Source organism: Streptomyces sp. NPDC015139, assembly GCF_043079785.1.
GTDB lineage: Bacteria > Actinomycetota > Actinomycetes > Streptomycetales > Streptomycetaceae > Streptomyces > Streptomyces albidocamelliae.
In genome coordinates, this window is the sequence record NZ_JBIBUW010000003.1 from 808,042 (window position 1) to 826,513 (window position 18,472).

Consider the following 18,472-nt stretch of genomic DNA (forward strand, 5'->3'; position numbering starts at 1 on the left):
TCACCCGAGGGACCCGTCGCTCCCGGACGGGTTACCCGAGTTCTTCCCCGTTCACATAGACGCGCGGAACCCGCGTTCCGATGCGTGTGACGATTTCGTACGCGATCGTGCCGCAGGCCTGCGCCCAGTCCTCGGCGGTGGGTTCGCCGCGGTCGCCGGGGCCGAACAGCACGGCCTCGCTGCCCACCGCGGGCTCGTCGCCGCCGAGGTCCACCACGAACTGGTCCATGGCGACCCGCCCGGCGACCGTCCGCCACTTGCCGTCGACCAGCACCGGCCCGGTGCCCGAGGCGTGCCGCGGGATGCCGTCCGCGTAGCCGACCGGCACCAGGCCGAGGGTGGTCGCGCCGGGAGTGACGTAGTGGTGGCCGTAGCTGACGCCGTGTTCGCCCGGGACGTGCTTGACCAGGGCCAGCGAGGCGCTGAGCGTCATCACCGGGCGCAGCCCGAAGTCGGCCGGGGTGCCCAGCTCCGGGCTGGGCGAGATGCCGTACATCGCGATGCCCGTGCGGACGAGGTCGAAGTGGGTCTCGGGCAGGGTGAGCGTGGCGGGCGAGTTGGCGATGTGCCGCACCTCGGGACGCAGGCCCTGCTCCTCGGCGTGGGCGAGCATCTCCCGGAAGCGGTCGAGCTGGTCGGCGACGGAGGGGTGCCCCGGCTCGTCGGCGCAGGCGAAGTGGGACCACAGACCGGTGACGCGCACCAGTCGGTCGTCCTCGGCCCGCCGGGCCTCGGCGACGAGTTCGGGCCAGTCGGCCGGCTGACAGCCGTTGCGTCCGAGTCCGGTGTCCGCCTTGAGCTGCACGCGGGCGGTCCGGCCGGCCTGCCGGGCCGCCTCGACGGCCTCCCGCAGGGCCCACAGCCCGCTCACGGAGACGTCGATGTCGGCCTCGATCGCCTGCCGCCAGGGGCCGCCCGGCACCCACAGCCAGCACAGCATCCGGCCCGGCAGGCCGGCCGAGCGCAGCGCGAGCGCCTCCTCGGGCGTGGCGGTGCCGAGCCAGTCCGCCCCCGCGGCGAGGGCCGCGCGGGCGCACGGCACCGCGCCGTGGCCGTATCCGTCGGACTTGACGACGGCCATCAGGGCCGCGCCCCGCGTACGGGCGCGCAGCGCCCGCACGTTGGCGCGCAGGGCGCCCAGGTCGATCTCGGCGCGGGCGCGCAGGGGGGCGGTAGGCACAGCTGCAGTCTCACTCATGGCGCCCCCAGTCTCTCAGAGGGCCGTGCGGGCCCCCGGTGCCGTGTCAGGTACCCGGCCTGCGCCCGCGCACGGAGAGGTGGTCGCCCCTCGTGAGCACGGGTGCTTTCCGGCGGGGTGCGGGGCGGTCCGTGGCGGGACGCGCATTCCGCCGGCCGCACGTCACCCTCGACGGCGGCGCCCGGCCGGGCGTGTCGGTCCGCCGGGGCCGCGCGGGGCCGGGACCGGCACCGGGTACCGCCGCACACCGGGCCGTATGCCGGCGCGGGGCGCGCGGGGCTGCCCGCCGGGGCCGTCGCCGGCGGCCCGGTCACCGCGGCGGCGGGCGGTGCCGCGGCGGCCCGGTGTGCGGTGCGTCCGCCGATCACGCGGTCGGCCGAACGCGCGGCCCCACCCGATCAGCGGTGCCGCGCGGAAGGGGCACCCGCGGGGCCAGGGGCCCCGCCGAGCCGGGCGCGTTCCGCCCGCCCGCGCACGCGGGGCGCCTCCGGAGCGGGGGAAGCACCGGTCCCGCGCGGTCAGTCGTACACGTCCCGCCAGGCCTCCGGGATCCGCGCGGCGACGTCGTGCGCCCCCGCGGGCGCCCCGTCCGCCGCGAACCTCCCGGCGAGTCCGTGCAGATGGGCGGCCGCGCTCCCGGCGTCCCGCGCGGCGAGTCCCGCCGCCAGCAGCGATCCGGCGAGCCCCGACAGCACGTCGCCGCTCCCCGCCGTGGCCAGCCAGGGCGTCCCCGTCGCGTTGACCCGGACGGCACCGCCCCCGTCGTCGGCCACCAGCGTCGTCGAACCCTTGAGCAGCACGGTCGCCCGGTACGCCGCCGCCAACTCCCGCACCGCGGCCAGCCGGGCGCCCTCGACCTCCTCCCGCCGCACCCCCAGCAGCGCGGCGGCCTCCCCCGCGTGCGGCGTCATCAGCGTCGGCGCGGTACGCCCGCGCACCGCGTCCCGCTCGGCCAGCCGCAGCCCGTCGGCGTCGAGCAGGACCGGCACGTCGGCCGCCAGCACCTGCGCCACGGTCGCCGCGTCGTCGCCCGCTCCCGGCCCGACCACCCAGGCCTGCACCCGCCCGGCCCTGGCGGGGCCGGCGTCGGAGACGAGCGTCTCGGGGAAGCGCGCGATGACCGCGTCCCCGGCGGGCCCGACGTACCGAACGGCTCCCGCGCCGCCCCGCAGCGCCCCGGAGACGGCGAGCACCGCGGCCCCCGGGTACCGCGCGGACCCTGCGGCGATGCCCACGACACCCCGCCGGTACTTGTCGCTCTCCGCCGCGGGCGACGGCAGCAGCCGCGCCACGTCGGCGTGCTGCAGGGCTTCCAGTGCGCCCTCGCCGGGCAACTCCAGCCCGATGTCGACGAGTCGCACGATCCCGGCGTACTCGCGCGCCGGGTCGATCAGCAGGCCCGGTTTGTACGTGCCGAACGTGACCGTGAGATCCGCCCGGACCGCGGCCCCCCGGACCTCTCCGGTGTCCGCCTCGACGCCGCTGGGCAGGTCCACCGCCACCACGGCGGCCCGGGACCGGTCCGCCAGGTCCGCGAGCCGTTCGGCGTCGGGGCGCAGCCCGCCCTTGCCGCCGATCCCGACGATCCCGTCCATCACGAGGTCGGCCCGCGCGATCGGCTCCTCGGCGTCGTCGGCCCCGGTGACCCGGCCGCCCGCCCGCCGCAGCGCGCCGAGCCCGCCGGCGTGGGCCCGGCCGGGCGCGAGCAGCACGGCCGTCACGCCGGCTCCGCGCCGGGCCAGCCGTGCCCCGGCGTACAGGGCGTCCCCGCCGTTGTCGCCGCTGCCGACGAGCAGCACCACCCGGCTGCCGTACACCCGGCCGAGCAGATCCGCGCAGGCGGCGGCCAGTCCGGCGGCGGCCCGCTGCATCAGCGCGCCGTCCGGCAGCCGCGCCATCAGGGCCCGTTCGGCCGCCCTCACCGTCTCCACGCTGTACGCAGTACGCATGGCACCGAGTCTGCCCCGCACCCCCCACCCCCCACACCCGGGGCTCACCCCTCGGCGACCACCACGGCCGAGGCCACGCCCGCGTCGTGGCTCAGGGAGACGTGCCAGGCCCGCACGCCCAGCTCCGCGGCCCGCGCGGCGACGGTCCCCTTCACCCGCAGCCGCGGCTGCCCGCTGTCCTCGACGTACACCTCGGCGTCGGTCCAGTGCAGTCCCGCCGGTGCCCCCAGGGCCTTGGCCAGCGCCTCCTTGGCGGCGAACCGGGCCGCGAGCGAGGCGATGCCCCGCCGCTCCCCGCTGGGGAGCAGCAGCTCCCGTTCCACGAACAGCCGGTCGGCCAGGCCGGGCGTGCGCTCCAACGACGCCCGGAACCGGTCGATCTCGGCGACGTCGATCCCGACTCCGATGATGCTCATGCCGCGCAGCCTACGGTCACGGCCGGGTGCCGGACGGCGGGTCGGCCCGTGCCGTCTACGCTCCGGTCATGACATCCAAGGCCTATCTCTCCGACTTGTTCGCGCTGGACGGCCGTGTCGCCGTGGTCACCGGAGGGAGTTCCGGCATCGGCCGGGCCATCGCCGGGGCGCTGGCGCGGGCCGGGGCGAGCGTGGTGGTCGTGGCCCGGACCGAGGCACAGCTCGAGGAGACGGTCGAGGAGTTGACGGCCGACGGGTGCCGGGCCGCCCGGGTCGCCGCGGATCTGTCCGTCCGTGCGGGCGTGCGCGCGGCGGCCGAGGAGGCGGCCGCGGTGTTCGGGGAGCCCGACATCCTCGTCAACTGCGCCGGGGTCAATCTCCGGCCGCCGATGGGCGAACTGGGCGAGGAGGTGTGGGACACCACCATGGCGCTGAACCTCGACGCGCCGTTCCTGCTGGGTCAGCGGTTCGGGCCGGGCATGGCCGAGCGCGGGTTCGGCCGGATCATCCACATCACCTCCCAGCAGGCCCACCGGGCGTTCGTGCAGAGCGGCGCCTACGGCGTCTCGAAGGGGGCGCTGGAGTCGCTGGCCCGCTCGCAGGCCGAGGCGTGGTCGCGGTACGGCGTCACCTGCAACACCCTGGTGCCGGGCTTCGTGATGACGCCTCTGAACACCCGGCTGTCGTCCGATCCCGAGCGGGTGGCGGCGCTGGCCGCGCGGACGATGGTGGGCCGCAACGGGCTCGCGGAGGACTTCGCGGGCGCGGCGGTGTTCCTCGCGAGTGCCGCGTCGGCGTACGTCACCGGCCAGTCGCTCTTCGTCGACGGCGGTTTCTCGGTGCACTGACGGGGGTTCCGCGGTGCTGACGGCGGCTTCCCGGCGCACCGGGGGAAGGACGCGGGGACCGCCGCACCCCCGTTTCCGGGGGGCGGGACGACGGCGGTCCCCGCGAAGGACGCGTGCCGGGTCAGGGCCGGGCTTGCGCGTCCGTGGCGTCCATGGAGGTCCGGGAGCCGCTCCGGAGGTCCTTGGCGCCGTTCGGCGCCGGCCCGGGCGGGGAGCCTCCCCCGTTGCTGAAGCCTGGGAGGTACCCCGTCGCCCTGCCGACACCCACCAATCTGCCGGACCCGTGTTAAGCGGGTGCTGCGCGCACATGACGCCCTCGTACCGTTTCCGATACGGCCCGATCGGCCGAGGTCACCACAAGTTCGCCGTGGTCACGGGCAGTTCACCGCGCGTTCGCTACTTGTTGCCGCCCTTGGCCAGGAAGGCCAGCAGGTCCTGCCGGCTGACCACACCGGTCGGCTTGCCCTCGACCAGGACGATGGCCGCGTCGGCCCCGCCGAGCACCGACATCAGGTCGCCGACCGGCTCGCCGGAGCCGACCTGGGGCAGCGGGGCGGACATGTGCTTCTCCAGCGGGTCCTCCAGGGACGCGCGCTTGCTGAACAGGGCGTCCAGCAGCTCCCGTTCCACGACCGAGCCGACGACCTCGGCGGCCATCACGTCGGGGTGGCCGGCGCCCGGCTTGACGACGGGCATCTGCGAGACGCCGTACTCGCGCAGCACCTCGATGGCCTGGCCGACGGTCTCCTCGGGGTGCATGTGCACCAGGGAGGGGATGGCGCCGGCCACCTTGTCGTTCAGGACGTCGGCGACGCGGGCGCTCGGGCCCTCGTCCTCCAGGAAGCCGTAGTCGGCCATCCACTCGTCGTTGAAGATCTTGCTGAGGTAGCCGCGGCCGCTGTCCGGCAGCAGGACGACCACGACGTCGTCCGGGCCGAGCCGCTCGGCGACCTCCAGCGCGGCCACGACGGCCATGCCGCAGGAGCCGCCCACCAGCAGGCCCTCCTCCTTGGCCAGCCGGCGGGTCATCTGGAAGGAGTCCTTGTCGGAGACGGCGACGATCTCGTCCGCGACGGTGCGGTCGTAGGCGGTCGGCCAGAAGTCCTCACCGACGCCCTCGACCAGGTACGGCCGCCCGGACCCGCCGGAGTACACCGAGCCCTCGGGGTCGGCGCCGATCACCTTGACCTTCCCCTGGCTGGCCTCCTTGAGGTAGTTGCCGGTGCCGGAGATGGTGCCGCCGGTGCCCACGCCCGCGACGAAGTGGGTGATCTTCCCCTCGGTCTGCTCCCACAGCTCGGGGCCGGTCGAGTGATAGTGCGAGAGCGGGTTGTTGGGGTTGGAGTACTGGTCCGGCTTCCAGGCGCCGGGGGTCTCCCGCACGAGCCGGTCGGAGACGTTGTAGTACGAGTCGGGGTGCTCGGGGTCCACGGCGGTCGGGCAGACGACGACCTCGGCGCCGTACGCGCGCAGCACGTTGATCTTGTCGGTGCTCACCTTGTCGGGGCACACGAAGATGCACTTGTAGCCCTTCTGCTGGGCCACGATGGCAAGACCCACACCGGTGTTCCCACTGGTCGGCTCGACGATGGTGCCGCCCGGCTTCAGCTCCCCGCTCTGCTCGGCGGCCTCGATCATGCGCAGGGCGATGCGGTCCTTCACGGAGCCGCCCGGGTTGAAGTACTCGACCTTGGCCAGGACGGTGGCCTGGATGCCCTGGGTCACGTTGTTGAGCCGCACCAGCGGGGTGTTGCCGACGAGGCTGATCATCGAGTCGTGAAAATGCACCGTTGTCTCCGGTTGCTTGCACAAAAACTGTGGTCGTAGTTGGTGTCGCCAGCCTAAGGCCCTCGGGTGACACCCGGCGGGCGTTCACTCCCCGTCGAGATTGGCGCACGGTCTGTACGGGGCAAGGAGTGGATGTACGGCTACGAGGAGGTGGCGGCGACGCATGACGAGCATGTCGAGGGCGAGAGTGGCCCGGCGCATCGCGGCCGGAGCGGCGTACGGCGGTGGCGGGGCGGGGCTGGTCGGCGCGGCCGCCGTCGGTCTGCTGCTGGCCGAGGTGCAGATGGCCCGGCGCCGCGTCGGCAACGGCAGCAGCGGGCGGGTGCCGATGGCCGACGGAGTGTACGGGCACGCGTACGACGTGCCCGGTGAACAGGCGCTCCAACTGACCATTCTCGGCGACTCCACGGCCGCGGGGCAGGGCGTGCACCGGTCGGGCCAGACACCGGGGGCGCTGCTGGCGTCGGGGCTCGCCGCGGTCGCGGAACGGCCGGTCGAGCTGCGCAACGTCGCCCAGCCCGGGGCCCAGTCCGACGACCTGGACCGGCAGGTGGCGCTGGTGCTGTCCTCGCCCGCCCCGGTCCCGGACGTCTGCGTGATCATGATCGGCGCGAACGACGTGACGCACCGGATGCCGCCGACGCGGTCGGTACGGCACCTGTCGGCGGCGGTACGGCGGCTGCGCACGGCCGGCGCGGAGGTGGTGGTCGGCACGTGTCCCGACCTCGGGACCATCGAGCCGGTGCAGCAGCCGCTGCGCTGGCTGGCCCGGCGGGCGTCCCGGCAGCTCGCGGCGGCGCAGACGATCGGCGTGGTCGAGCAGGGCGGGCGCACGGTGTCGCTGGGCGACCTGCTGGGTCCGGAGTTCGAGGCGAATCCGCGGGAGCTGTTCGGGCCGGACAACTACCACCCGTCGGCGGAGGGGTACGCGACGGCCGCGATGGCCGTGCTGCCGACGGTGTGCGCGGCGCTCGGCCTGTGGCCGGAGGAGGAGCGGCCGGACGTGTCCCGCCGCGAGGGCTTCCTCCCGGTGGCCCGCGCGGCCGCGGAGGCCGCGTCCGAGGCCGGCACCGAGGTGACGGCCGCCATGCCGACGGGCCCCCGGGGCCCCTGGGCCCTGCTCAAGCGACGCCGCCGCCGCCGCGTGCACGAGGCCGAACCGGCCCGCCCCACGGCCTGACCGGCGGGCGGGCGGCCGGCCGCCCGGTGACACCGTGATCGGCGGGACCCGCCTGTCCCGGCCGACCGGCCCGCCCCCGGCCGAGTGAGGTGGGGGCGGACATCCAGTGGGCATAGGGAAAGCACGGGGCCTGTTTCGTGCTGGGGCCCGTTCGACCCCGCGCCCGTTCGACCCGGGGCGAGCGGGTGGGCAAGCAAGCGCTTAGTAATGTGAGGTCAGTGTCACACCGCGACACCGATGACCTGTCAGGTACGGCCGGGTAACTTCCCAGACGGCCCTGCCCAATTCCGTCCACTGGAGCCGTGATGCCCGAAGCCGTCATCGTCTCGACCGCCCGCTCCCCCATCGGCCGCGCTTTCAAGGGCTCCCTGAAGGACCTGCGCCCGGACGACCTCACCGCCACGATCATCCAGGCGGCGCTCGCCAAGGTCCCGGAGCTCGACCCGCGGGACATCGACGACCTGATGCTCGGCTGCGGCCTGCCCGGCGGCGAGCAGGGCAACAACCTCGGCCGTATCGTCGCCGTGCAGATGGGGATGGACCACCTCCCGGGCTGCACCGTCACCCGGTACTGCTCCTCGTCCCTGCAGACCAGCCGCATGGCCCTGCACGCCATCAAGGCCGGCGAGGGCGACGTCTTCATCTCGGCCGGTGTCGAGATGGTCTCCCGGTTCGTCAAGGGCAACTCCGACAGCCTGCCCGACACGCACAACCCCTTCTTCGCCGAGGCCGAGGCCCGCACCGCCGCCGTCGCGGAGCAGGAGGGCACCACCTGGCACGACCCGCGCGAGGACGGCCTCGTCCCCGACGCCTACATCGCGATGGGCCAGACCGCCGAGAACCTGGCCCGTTCCAAGGGCGTCACCCGCCAGGACATGGACGAGTTCGGCGTCCGCTCGCAGAACCTCGCCGAGGAAGCCATCAAGAACGGCTTCTGGGAGCGGGAGATCACCCCGGTCACCACCCCCGACGGCACGGTCGTCGCCAAGGACGACGGCCCGCGCGCCGGCGTCAACCTGGAGGGCGTCCAGGGCCTGAAGCCGGTCTTCCGCCCCGACGGCCTGGTCACCGCCGCCAACTGCTGCCCGCTCAACGACGGCGCCGCCGCGCTCGTCATCATGTCCGACACCAAGGCCCGCGAGCTGGGCCTGACCCCGCTCGCCCGCATCGTCTCCACCGGCGTCTCGGGCCTGTCCCCCGAGATCATGGGCCTCGGCCCCGTCGAGGCGTCCCAGCAGGCCCTGCGCCGGGCCGGCCTGACCATCGACGACATCGACCTGGTGGAGATCAACGAGGCGTTCGCCGCCCAGGTGATCCCCTCCTACCGGGACCTCGGCATCGACCTGGACAAGCTGAACGTCAACGGCGGCGCCATCGCCGTCGGCCACCCCTTCGGCATGACGGGCGCGCGGATCACCGGCACGCTCATCAACTCGCTCCAGTGGCACGACAAGCAGTTCGGCCTGGAGACCATGTGCGTCGGCGGCGGCCAGGGCATGGCGATGGTCATCGAGCGCCTGAGCTGACACACCGTCCGTAGCCGGCCGGACACCTTACGTCAGCCGGAGGCCCGGAACCCGTGGGACACCAGGGTTCCGGGCCTTTCCGTGATCCAATCTCCCCCAGGATGTGACCTATCTCCCTCTCCGGAGATATCCGCGCAGGTCAGCGCCGTTCCACCGGAAACGTTACGACCGAAGTCCCGTCCTTTTCGTGACGTTACGCACTGACAGCTGGTTAGTCCGCCCTTCAAGCTGATGTAGGAAGTCGGGGGTCGACTTTGAACCGGGAGTACGTCAGTGAGCGCCATGCCGATCGCCTTGCTGCTCACCACGGCCGCCACGGGCGCCGTGGGCGTCGCCGTCCTGCGCACCGTCCTGAAGCTGCGCCGCCAGATCTCGGAGCTGCACGCAGAGCTCGCGGGGAACGCCGAGAGCAACGCCGCGACCATGCGCGCGCTCCTGCCGAACGCGCGCAGCCACGCCGACGCCGACCGCATACGCGAGGCGGTGGCCGAGGCGCTGGCGGAGGAGCGGGAGCGTGAGCTGGCCGAGGCGCGCGCCTTCTGGGCGGCGCAGGAGGCCCGTGACGCCTCCGACGCGCCCTCCCTGCTCGGGCTGCCGGACACCGACCTGTTCATGCCCCGGCAGACCGACTTCGTGGGCCTGGAGCCGGTGGCCGAGCCCGCCACGGACGCCGACGAGTTCGCCGGGGAGTCCCCCGAGCTGGCCGCCGCCCGCCGCCGCCACCCCTCGCACCCGGACTTCGTGCCGGTGCAGTCCCCCGCCGTGACCGACCACGAGCGCACGGTGACCGCACTGGAGCAGCTGGCCGACGGACGCGTCGAGCTGTCCGACGTCCGTCCGGGCCCGCTCGGCACCCTCGACGTGTACGTGTTCGCCGACGGCACCACCCTGTGCATGACGCCGGGTCACCGGGAGACGGCGGAACGGCTCGCGGCGGCCCTGGACGCGGGCGAGATGCCGTACCTGCTCGGCGGCTCGGGGATCTCCGGCGCCTACACGCTGACCTTCGCCTGCGGCGAGGACACCGTCTACGTGCTGGCCGACCGGGTCATCGCCTCCCTCTGAGCCGGCCGGGGCGGCGCCCCGCCCCGGCTCACACGCCCGCGCGCTGCCGGGCCTCCTCGACACGGCGGACCGCCTCGGCGACCTCGTCGTCGCTCCGCAGCACCAGGGCCAAGTCGTGAGCGGCGACCAGGATTTGGTCGGCCACCGCGAACATCCCCGCGTCCGGCATCTCGCGGGGCTCGGTCCCCGGCTCCTCCACCTGCTGCACCCAGCGGGAGAACTCCCGGGCCAGCGCCAGCGCCTCGGCCGCGGCGCTGCGTTGCAGCCGGCTCTGCGGCGCCGCCCGCAACCGGTCGGCGAAGTGATCCACTGCTTTGGTCAAGGGCGTCGTATCAAGCACGGGCCGAGCGTAACGCGCCGCACTGTTGCCAATACGCGAACGCTCAGGCACGGTGACGTGAAGGACCGGCTTACATCCCCTTTGCGTTCGGAGGCGCCGATGTCCCAAGTCTTCTCCGAGGAGACCCACCGCAATCTGCTCGCCCGCATTCCCCACTGCACCGGTCGTGAGATCTCCGACTGGCTGCGCACCGTCGAAGAAGGCCCGTCTCTGTTCCGCTTCGAGGAGAAGGTCAGCTGGCTCCGGCACGAGTACGACCTGGCGTACGGCCACGCGAAGGCCATCGTGCACGAGTACGACCTGAGGAGGGCAGCGCGCAAGCTGCTCTGACAACGGCGAAGGGCCCCGGGCGTGTTGCCCGGGGCCCTTCGCAGGACCGGCGTGACCGCTAGTCGTTGCTGCTGAAGATCGCGACCAGGCGCAGCATCTCCACGTAGATCCACACCAGGGTGAGGGTGAGGCCGAACGCGGCGAGCCAGGACTCGTTGCGCGGGGCGCCGTAGGCGATGCCGTCCTCGATCTGCTTGAAGTCGAGCGTCAGGAAGAACGCGCCGAGCAGGATCGCGAAGATGCCGACGAGCGCACCGAGCGGGCCGAAGCTGCGCAGTCCGCCGTCCTCGGCGACGCCGAAGGCGACCAGCAGCAGGTTGACCGCCATGACCACCAGGAAGGCCATCGCGATGGCGAGTCCGATACGGGCGTAGCGCGCGGTGACCCGGATCCAGCCGGCCTTGTAGACCAGCAGGGTCGCGCCGGAGACCGCCATGGTGCCGAGCACGGCCTGGAAGGGCGCGCCGCTCCACCGGCTGTTGAACATCTCGCTGATCACGCCGAGGAACACGCCCTCGAAGGCGGCGTAACCGAGGATCAGCGCGGGCGACGGCGTGCGCTTGAAGCTCTGGATCATGGCCAGCACGAAGGCGACGATCGCGGAGCCGACCGCCAGACCGTAGCTGGTCGTGGAGACCGGCAGCAGCGCCCAGGCGAGGACGGCGCCGACGGCGACCGTGCCGAGCGTGATGGCGGAGCGGACGACGACGTCGTCCATGGTCATCCGGTCGGTGGTGACCGGGGCCTGCGGCGGCGCGCCGGCCGGGGCACCCTGCTGGGCGTAGGGGTTCTGCGCGTAGGGATTCTGCGCGTAGGGGTTGCCCTGTGCGTACCCGGCCTGCGGTGCGGTGTTGAAGCCGGCGTAGCCGTTGTCGCGGCTGAACCCCCGTCGCGAGAAGACCGGGTTACTGCTCCTCATTTCACTCCTCCATGGCCACCTTGCGCGGCCTTGGCCTCAAGAGTAATGGATTGGCAAAGGATCGTCCGTAATACCTGGGGAGGATCTTTCCCTCGTCGTGCTCGGCAACACGCTACGCGTACCGGTGATTCCCGGCCACGGACATCCACGGGTCGTGACGAACCCGCAGCACTCCACCGGTGCGGCTCACCGGAGCGGGAAGCCGGTGTACGCCTCGGCCAGATCGGTTCCGGCCGCGCGCGAGGAGGCGATCCGCTCCAGCCGGGCCCGCTGGAGGCGGGCGTCGAAGGCGGTGGCGTCGGGAGCCCGGTGCAGCAGGGTGGTCATGTCGTAGGAGAACCGCTCGGCCTGCCAGACTCGGCGCAGACAGGTGGCGGAGTAGGCGTCGAGGAGTTCCTCGGATCCGGTGTCCCGCCGGTGGACCAGCGCGCGGGCGAGGGTGACGACGTCGCCCACGGCGAGATTCAGCCCCTTGGCCCCCGTGGGCGGCACGATGTGGGCGGCGTCCCCGGCGAGGAACAGCCGGCCGTGGCGCATCGGCTCGTGCACGAAGGAACGCATGGGCGTGACCGACTTCTGGGTGACGGGGCCACGCTCCAGCCGCCAGCCGTCGGCGGTCTCGAGGCGCCGCTCCAGCTCGTCCCAGATCTCCCCGTCCCCCCATTGCGCGGCGTCGGTACCTTCGGGGACCTGGAGGTAGAGCCGGGAGGTGGTGGGGGACCGCATGGAGAGCAGGGCGAAGCCCCGGTCGTGGCGGGCGTAGACGAGTTCGTCGTGGGACGGCGCCACGTCGGCGAGGATGCCCAGCCAGGCATAGGGGTAGGACCGTTCGAACACCCGGGAGACCTCCGCCGGGAAGGCGCCCCGGGCCACGCCCCAGAAGCCGTCGCAGCCGACGACGTAGTCGCAGTCCAGCACCTCCTCGACGCCCCGGTGCCGGAAGGGGACGCGCGGGCGGTCGCCCTCGGCGCCCTCCACCGCCAGCGCCTCCGCCTCGAACAGCAGCGGGCCGCCCTCCTCCGACTGGAGGGCGACGAGGTCCTTGCAGACCTCCGTCTGCGCGTAGACCGTCACGGACCTGCCGCCGGTGAGGCCGGGGAAGTCGACGCGGTGGCGCCGGCCGTCGAAGCGCAGTTCGATGCCGTCGTGCCGCAGCCCCTCCCGGTCCATCCGCTCGCCGGCACCGGCGGCGCGCAGCACGTCGGCCGTGCCCTGCTCGAGGATCCCGGCCCGCTGGCGCTGCTCGACGTAGGCCCGGTCGCGGCTCTCCAGGACGACGGAGTCGATGCCCGCGCGGTGCAGCAGCCGTGCGAGCAGCAGCCCGGCCGGACCCGCTCCGATGATCCCGACGGTGGTGCGCATCGGTCGTCCTTCCCTCGGTCCACTCGGTCCGGCCGCCCGGCGGCCGTTCGCCTGGTGAAATTTTCTTCACTTGATTCCGGGCGTGAGTCTCCGACCGCACGGGTGCCGCTGTCAACGGTCGCGCGGTACGTCGAAGGGGTGATCGAGCGCGGAAAGGTGCCCGGAGCCGGACTTGAACCGGCACGCCCGCGAAGGGGCAGCGAGGTTTAAGCTCGCCGTGTCTGCATTCCACCATCCGGGCAGGCCGTGGGCTCCGCTACGAGGGTCCGAGCCTATCGGGACGCATCCCCCGAACAGCGGAAGGGCGGACCGATGTTGTCTTATTTTATTGACGTCTGAGGGTGCATCAGCCCACGGAACACGCCATCCGCACTTGCCAACAGCCTGGCGTGACGTGGGTGCGGCCGCACGCGAAATGACGGAATTTCACCGTCTGAACGAGGTCGCTCCACCTGTTCTCGACACGTTTCGAAGGCGCGTCCGAGGGCGCGGCCCTCAGGGACGCCCGTCCTCCCCAGGTATGACACCGCGCGCCGCCGTCCGACCCGAGTCGCCCTCCGGAACCGGAACAGCGGCTGACTACACCGCGGTCCGGCGCCGGGACGATGGACGAGTCCCCAGGAACACACGTCGTCCCGACAGGAGCACCGCCCCGTGACCACCACACCCACCGCCGGCCGGACCACGGCCGTGGCCGCACGCGCCACCGAGCTGTCGAAGATCTACGGGCAGGGTGAGACCCGGGTGGTCGCCCTGGACCGGGTCTCCGTCGACTTCCGGCAGGCGGAGTTCACCGCGATCATGGGCCCGTCCGGCTCCGGCAAGTCCACGCTGATGCACTGCGTGGCCGGCCTGGACACCTTCTCCTCCGGCTCGGTGCGCATCGGCGACACCGAGCTGGGCTCCCTGAAGGACAAGCAGCTCACCAAGTTGCGCCGGGACAAGATCGGCTTCATCTTCCAGGCGTTCAACCTGCTGCCGACGCTCACCGCGCTGGAGAACATCACCCTGCCGATGGACATCGCCGGGCGGAAGCCGGACAAGGCGTGGCTGGACCAGGTCATCCAGATGGTCGGGCTCTCCGGGCGGCTGAGCCACCGGCCGGCCCAGCTCTCCGGCGGACAGCAGCAGCGGGTGGCCGTGGCCCGCGCCCTCGCCTCCAAGCCCGAGATCATCTTCGGCGACGAGCCGACCGGCAACCTCGACTCGCGCTCCGGCGCCGAAGTGCTCGGCTTCCTGCGCAACTCCGTGCGCGAGCTGGGCCAGACGGTGGTCATGGTGACCCACGACCCGGTCGCCGCGGCCTACGCGGACCGTGTGGTCTTCCTGGCCGACGGCCGGATCGTCGACGAGATCCACGCCCCCACGGCCGACTCGGTCCTCGACCTCATGAAGCAGTTCGACGCGAAGGGCCGTACCAGCTGATGTTCCGCACCGCCCTGCGCAACGTCTTCGCGCACAAGGCCCGGCTCCTGATGACCGTGCTCGCCGTCATGCTCGGCGTGGCCTTCGTCTCCGGGACGCTCGTCTTCACCAACACCATCTCCGACGCCTACCAGAAGAGCTCCGCCAAGGGCTTCGACCGGGTCGACGTCGCCGTACGGCCCGATTACCAGGACTCCGAGGGCGACAAGGTCGGCCGGACGGCCGAGCTGACCCGGGCCATGCTCGACAAGGCCGCCCACGTCCCCGGGGCCGCGTCCGCCACCGGCGTCGTCAGCGGCTTCACCGCCGTCGCCGACAAGGACGGCAAACTCCTCGGCGGCGACTGGCAGTCCGCGGGCGGCAACTACTGGGGCGCGAAGGACCCCCGGTACCCGCTCGTCGACGGCCACGCCCCGCACGGCCGCGGCGAGGTGCTCCTCGACTCCAGGACCGCCGAGCGCGCCGGCTACCGGGTCGGCGACACCGTCCGCCTGTCGGTCGACGGCCCGGTCCTCACCCCGACCGTCGCCGGCATCTTCACGACCGACGACGGCAACGTGGCCGCGGGCGGCAGCCTCGCCCTCTTCGACACGCCCACCGCGCAGGCGCTGTTCGGCAAGAAAGGGACGTACGACGAGATCGACGTCCGGGCCGCCGCCGGCACCGCCCAGTCCGCGCTCAAGGCCGAGCTGGACAAGGCCCTGCCGTCCCGCCTGGTGGAGACCACCACCGGCCGGCACCTCGCCGACGAGCAGGCGCGGGCCATCTCCGCCTCGATGAGCGGGCTGCGCCAGGGCCTGCTGGTGTTCGCCGGCATCGCCCTGTTCGTCGGTACGTTCATCATCGCCAACACCTTCACCATGCTGGTCGCCCAGCGCACCCGGGAACTGGCCCTGATGCGGGCGGTCGGCGCCTCCCGCCGCCAGGTCACCCGCTCGGTGCTCATCGAGGCGTTCGCGGTCGGCGCGGTCGCCGGCGTGACCGGTCTGGCCGCCGGTGTCGGCATCGGCGCGGGTCTGCGCTCCCTGCTGGGCTCCTTCGGCGCGAGCGTGCCGGACGGGCCGCTGGTCGTCACCCCGGGCACGGTGGCCGCCGCTCTCGCGGTCGGCGTCCTCATCACCATGCTGGCCGCCTGGCTGCCCGGCCGCCGGGCCGCGAAGATCCCGCCGGTGGCGGCGATGAGCAGCGTGCACGCCAAGGCCACCACCAAGTCGCTGGTGCTGCGCAACACACTCGGCGCGCTGTTCTCGGCGGCCGGCGTCGCGGTGGTCCTCGCGGGCACCACGATGAACGCGGACAGCGGCCAGGGCGCCATGGGGCTCGGGGCCGTCCTGCTGATCGTCGGTGTGTTCATCCTGACCCCGCTGCTGTCCCGCCCGCTCATCGCGGCGGCCGCCCCGCTGCTGCGCGTGTTCGGCGTCTCGGGCAAGCTGGCCCGCCAGAACTCGGTGCGCAACCCACGCCGTACGGCGGCCACCGCCTCCGCGCTGATGATCGGCCTCACCCTGATCACCGGTATGACGGTGATGGCGGGCAGCCTGCAGACCTCCATCGACAAGATGGCCTCCGCGGCGATCCGCGCGGACTACGTCGTCTCGATGGCCAACCGCGGGCCGCTCTCCCCCGACGTGGCGGACAAGCTCGCGACCGCGGACGGCGTCACCGCCAGCAGTCCGCTGCGCAACGGCGAGTCCCGCATCGACGGCGGCACGGAGTTCCTGACCGGTGTCGACGGCTCGGCGATCGGGAAACTGACCGACCTGAAGGTGCGGGACGGCTCCTTCACGGTGGGCGGCTCGCGGGTCGTCGTCGACGAGGACCGCGCCAAGGAGTACGGCTGGAAGGCCGGTTCGCGGTTCACCGCGCACTTCGAGGACGGCAAGGCCGCCCGGCTGACGGTCGCCGGGGTCTACGAGGGCAACGAGATGCTCAACGGGATCATCCTCGACAACAAGGTCCTCACCCCGCACCTGACCGACCCGGCCGACATGCAGGTCATGGTCAAGACGGCGGGCGGCGCCTCCGACGCGGCCAAGGACAGGCTGGTGCAGACCCTCGGCATCAACCCGGCGATCAAGATCCAGGACAAGCAGGACATCTCCAACGAGATCGCGAAGATGTTCACGCTGATGCTGAACATGGTCTACGGCCTGCTCGGCATGGCGGTGATCGTCGCGGTGCTCGGTGTCATCAACACCCTCGCGATGTCGGTGTTCGAACGCTCCCAGGAGATCGGCATGCTCCGGGCGATCGGCCTGGACCGCAAGGCGGTCAAGCGGATGGTCCGCCTGGAGTCCCTGGTGATCTCCCTGTTCGGCGGGGTGCTCGGGATCGGCCTGGGCGTGTTCTTCGGCTGGGCGGCCGGTGAGCTGCTCGGCACGAAGATGCCGACGTACGAACTGGTCCTGCCCTGGGGCCGGATGGCGGTCTTCCTGCTGCTGGCGGGCACCGTCGGCGTGCTGGCGGCCCTGTGGCCGGCCCGGCGCGCGGCCCGCCTGAACATGCTGACGGCGATCAAGGCCGAGTAGCACCGGGGGGCGCGCAGGGCGAGGGCCCCGTTTCCGGTCGCGGAACGGGGCCCTCGCCGTGTGCCGGGGTCAGGGGTTCCAGGTGCGGGTCCGCAGCGGGAGCCCGGAGGCGCCGGACTCGGGCGGCCGGACGGCGAGGACCTGGTTGACGCCGATGCGGTTGCGTTCGAAGGCGAGGGCGCAGGCGGCCATGTACAGCCGCCAGACACGGGCGCGGCCCGGGCCGCTGAGCCGGACCGCGCGGCCCCAGTCGGCCTCCAGGCGGGCCACCCAGTGGCGCAGGGTGCGGGCGTAGTGCTCGCGGAGGGACTCGACGTCCCGCACCTCGAAGCCGGCCCGCTCCAGCTGGGTGACGGTGGTGCCGAGCGGGGCGAGCTCGCCGTCGGGGAAGACGTAGGAGTCGATGAACGGGTCGACCCGGTAGGCCGTTTCGTCCCCTTGGGGGCGCCGGGCGATCTGGTGGTTGAGCAGTCTGCCGCCGGGCGCCAGCAGGGTGTACAGCCGGCTCGCGTACTCCAGGTACCGTTCGGCGCCCACGTGCTCGGCCATCCCGATGGAGGAGATCGCCTCGAACGGGCCGTCCTCGACGTCCCGGTAGTCCTGGACCCGGATCTCCACCCGGTCGGTCAGCCCCTCGTCCGCGACGCGCTTGCGGGCGTAGGCGGCCTGCTCCTGGGAGAGGGTGACCCCGACGACCCGCGCGCCGTAGTCGCGGGCCGCGTGGACGGCCATCGAGCCCCACCCGCAGCCGACGTCCAGCAGCCGCATGCCCTCCCTCAGCCCGAGCTTGGCGCAGACGAGTCCGAGCTTGTCGTACTGGGCGGACTCCAGGGTTCCGTCGTCCTCCCAGTAGGCGCAGGAGTACACCATGGACGGGCCGAGGACGATCTCGTAGAAGTCGTTGCCGACGTCGTAGTGGTGGCTGATGGCCCGCTTGTCGCTGCGCCGCGTGTGCAGATGCCGGCGCCTGCGCACCTCCTCGCGCGGCGGCGCGGGCGGGATCGGCGGCCCGACGAGCCGCAGCAGCTCGCGTCCGGCGGCCCGGACGTCGGGATCGCGCAGCGCCTCGATCAGGGTGCGGGCGTCCCCGTCGCGCTCCCAGACGGAGCCGGCCATGGCTTCGAGGGCGGTGTACAGGTCCCCCTCGATGTCCAGGTCCCCGGCGACCCAGGCGCGGGCCAGGCCCAGCTCTCCCGGCTTGAACAGCAGCCGGCGCAGCGCGCGACGGTTGCGGACCACGAGGGTCGGGACACCGGGCGGCCCGGACTGGGAGCCGTCCCAGGCGCGGATCCGCAAGGGGAGCGGTGCTCCCATCATCTGTTCGGCAACACTCGTCAGCCGCGACGCGGCGTCGGCCATGGCGCACCTCCGCTGAAAGGGATAGGCCCGCTGGATCGTCTCCGTCCGATGGAGGGAAACGACCCCGCACGCCGACCTCATTCCCCTCCACGCGCTCATGCCGACACGATGGCCGAACCGTCACACGGTCGCGTTACCCGCACTCCCCGGTCGGTCAAGTCCCGAACTCGCGTGCCACGGACATCAGGGGCATGACCCCTCCCGCGGGACGGGGGTCAATGGAGGCAGAACATTTCGTT

At 72.7% G+C, this 18,472-nt stretch carries 15 protein-coding genes and 1 tRNA gene; 7 read left to right on the forward strand and 9 right to left on the reverse strand.

The window, feature by feature from the left end; all coding sequences use genetic code 11:
* Positions 1-31: 31 nt before the first annotated feature.
* From alr to ACF08B_RS12385, 3 genes are all read right to left on the reverse strand, one after another.
* Positions 32-1,198 (reverse strand): alanine racemase, encoded by a 1,167-nt coding sequence (gene alr / locus ACF08B_RS12375; protein WP_392317264.1) that lies wholly within the window; start codon positions 1,196-1,198, stop codon positions 32-34.
* A 518-nt stretch (positions 1,199-1,716) separates the two neighbouring features.
* Entirely contained in the window at positions 1,717-3,147 is a 1,431-nt protein-coding gene (locus ACF08B_RS12380) for an NAD(P)H-hydrate dehydratase (RefSeq protein ID WP_392317265.1), read from the reverse strand.
* Positions 3,148-3,191: 44 nt separating this feature from the next.
* A complete protein-coding gene (locus ACF08B_RS12385; RefSeq protein ID WP_093475428.1) occupies positions 3,192-3,563 on the reverse strand; it encodes a holo-ACP synthase in 372 nt (123 codons plus the stop codon).
* Between the two features lie 68 nt (positions 3,564-3,631).
* Here ACF08B_RS12385 and ACF08B_RS12390 point away from each other — a divergent pair, with 68 nt between their 5' ends.
* Positions 3,632-4,411 (forward strand): SDR family NAD(P)-dependent oxidoreductase, encoded by a 780-nt coding sequence (locus ACF08B_RS12390; RefSeq protein ID WP_392317266.1) that lies wholly within the window; start codon positions 3,632-3,634, stop codon positions 4,409-4,411.
* 396 nt (positions 4,412-4,807) lie between these two features.
* Here the strand turns inward: ACF08B_RS12390 and ACF08B_RS12395 are convergent, their stop codons facing one another.
* Positions 4,808-6,199 carry a cystathionine beta-synthase gene (locus tag ACF08B_RS12395; protein WP_093475430.1) on the reverse strand — a complete coding sequence of 464 codons (1,392 nt, stop codon included), beginning with the start codon at positions 6,197-6,199 and terminating at the stop codon, positions 4,808-4,810.
* A gap of 163 nt (positions 6,200-6,362) precedes the next feature.
* On the opposite strand from ACF08B_RS12395, the gene ACF08B_RS12400 reads away from it, so the two are divergent.
* The 3 genes from ACF08B_RS12400 to ACF08B_RS12410 all read left to right on the forward strand — a co-directional run bounded on the left by ACF08B_RS12400 (position 6,363) and on the right by ACF08B_RS12410 (position 9,970).
* Positions 6,363-7,379 carry an SGNH/GDSL hydrolase family protein gene (locus ACF08B_RS12400; RefSeq protein WP_392317267.1) on the forward strand — a complete coding sequence of 339 codons (1,017 nt, stop codon included), beginning with the start codon at positions 6,363-6,365 and terminating at the stop codon, positions 7,377-7,379.
* A gap of 305 nt (positions 7,380-7,684) precedes the next feature.
* Positions 7,685-8,905: an acetyl-CoA C-acetyltransferase gene (locus ACF08B_RS12405; RefSeq protein ID WP_093475433.1), complete on the forward strand. Its 1,221-nt coding sequence runs from the start codon at positions 7,685-7,687 to the stop codon at positions 8,903-8,905.
* 273 nt (positions 8,906-9,178) lie between these two features.
* The gene (locus ACF08B_RS12410; protein WP_392317268.1) at positions 9,179-9,970 is read left to right on the forward strand and encodes a hypothetical protein; all 792 of its coding nucleotides are present in this window, start codon (positions 9,179-9,181) and stop codon (positions 9,968-9,970) included.
* A 28-nt stretch (positions 9,971-9,998) separates the two neighbouring features.
* Here ACF08B_RS12410 and ACF08B_RS12415 read toward each other — a convergent pair whose 3' ends face one another.
* Positions 9,999-10,310 carry a hypothetical protein gene (locus ACF08B_RS12415; RefSeq protein WP_093475436.1) on the reverse strand — a complete coding sequence of 104 codons (312 nt, stop codon included), beginning with the start codon at positions 10,308-10,310 and terminating at the stop codon, positions 9,999-10,001.
* 99 nt (positions 10,311-10,409) lie between these two features.
* Here ACF08B_RS12415 and ACF08B_RS12420 point away from each other — a divergent pair, with 99 nt between their 5' ends.
* Positions 10,410-10,640, forward strand: coding sequence for a DUF4287 domain-containing protein (locus tag ACF08B_RS12420; protein ID WP_073888630.1), 231 nt, complete (start codon positions 10,410-10,412; stop codon positions 10,638-10,640).
* Positions 10,641-10,698: 58 nt separating this feature from the next.
* Here ACF08B_RS12420 and ACF08B_RS12425 read toward each other — a convergent pair whose 3' ends face one another.
* The 3 genes from ACF08B_RS12425 to ACF08B_RS12435 form a co-directional block, all read right to left on the reverse strand.
* Positions 10,699-11,559 carry a Bax inhibitor-1/YccA family protein gene (locus ACF08B_RS12425; protein ID WP_093475437.1) on the reverse strand — a complete coding sequence of 287 codons (861 nt, stop codon included), beginning with the start codon at positions 11,557-11,559 and terminating at the stop codon, positions 10,699-10,701.
* 186 nt (positions 11,560-11,745) lie between these two features.
* Positions 11,746-12,921, reverse strand: coding sequence for a 4-hydroxybenzoate 3-monooxygenase (locus ACF08B_RS12430; protein ID WP_392317269.1), 1,176 nt, complete (start codon positions 12,919-12,921; stop codon positions 11,746-11,748).
* A 157-nt stretch (positions 12,922-13,078) separates the two neighbouring features.
* Positions 13,079-13,162 (reverse strand) — tRNA-Leu (locus tag ACF08B_RS12435).
* Positions 13,163-13,575: 413 nt separating this feature from the next.
* On the opposite strand from ACF08B_RS12435, the gene ACF08B_RS12440 reads away from it, so the two are divergent.
* Together ACF08B_RS12440 and ACF08B_RS12445 are read left to right on the forward strand one after the other, a co-directional pair.
* Entirely contained in the window at positions 13,576-14,346 is a 771-nt protein-coding gene (locus ACF08B_RS12440) for an ABC transporter ATP-binding protein (RefSeq protein ID WP_392317270.1), read from the forward strand.
* Positions 14,346-16,874, forward strand: a complete 2,529-nt coding sequence (locus ACF08B_RS12445) for an ABC transporter permease (protein ID WP_392317271.1) — start codon at positions 14,346-14,348, stop codon at positions 16,872-16,874. The genes ACF08B_RS12440 and ACF08B_RS12445 overlap by 1 nt, the downstream gene beginning before the upstream one ends.
* Positions 16,875-16,943: 69 nt before the next feature.
* Here ACF08B_RS12445 and ACF08B_RS12450 read toward each other — a convergent pair whose 3' ends face one another.
* Positions 16,944-18,233, reverse strand: a complete 1,290-nt coding sequence (locus tag ACF08B_RS12450) for a class I SAM-dependent methyltransferase (RefSeq protein WP_392317272.1) — start codon at positions 18,231-18,233, stop codon at positions 16,944-16,946.
* Positions 18,234-18,472: the final 239 nt, after the last annotated feature.

What these genes read in the sequence shown, in the direction of transcription:
- ACF08B_RS12400 (WP_392317267.1), top strand. Translation starts at nt 6,363, where the DNA reads ATGACGAGCATGTCGAGGGCGAGAGTGGCCCGGCGCATCGCGGCCGGA.
- ACF08B_RS12425 (WP_093475437.1), bottom strand. Translation starts at nt 11,559, where the DNA reads ATGAGGAGCAGTAACCCGGTCTTCTCGCGACGGGGGTTCAGCCGCGAC.
- ACF08B_RS12445 (WP_392317271.1), top strand. Translation starts at nt 14,346, where the DNA reads ATGTTCCGCACCGCCCTGCGCAACGTCTTCGCGCACAAGGCCCGGCTC.
- ACF08B_RS12405 (WP_093475433.1), top strand. Translation starts at nt 7,685, where the DNA reads ATGCCCGAAGCCGTCATCGTCTCGACCGCCCGCTCCCCCATCGGCCGC.
- ACF08B_RS12430 (WP_392317269.1), bottom strand. Translation starts at nt 12,921, where the DNA reads ATGCGCACCACCGTCGGGATCATCGGAGCGGGTCCGGCCGGGCTGCTG.
- ACF08B_RS12380 (WP_392317265.1), bottom strand. Translation starts at nt 3,147, where the DNA reads ATGCGTACTGCGTACAGCGTGGAGACGGTGAGGGCGGCCGAACGGGCC.
- ACF08B_RS12420 (WP_073888630.1), top strand. Translation starts at nt 10,410, where the DNA reads ATGTCCCAAGTCTTCTCCGAGGAGACCCACCGCAATCTGCTCGCCCGC.
- ACF08B_RS12390 (WP_392317266.1), top strand. Translation starts at nt 3,632, where the DNA reads ATGACATCCAAGGCCTATCTCTCCGACTTGTTCGCGCTGGACGGCCGT.
- alr (WP_392317264.1), bottom strand. Translation starts at nt 1,198, where the DNA reads ATGAGTGAGACTGCAGCTGTGCCTACCGCCCCCCTGCGCGCCCGCGCC.
- ACF08B_RS12450 (WP_392317272.1), bottom strand. Translation starts at nt 18,233, where the DNA reads ATGGCCGACGCCGCGTCGCGGCTGACGAGTGTTGCCGAACAGATGATG.
- ACF08B_RS12385 (WP_093475428.1), bottom strand. Translation starts at nt 3,563, where the DNA reads ATGAGCATCATCGGAGTCGGGATCGACGTCGCCGAGATCGACCGGTTC.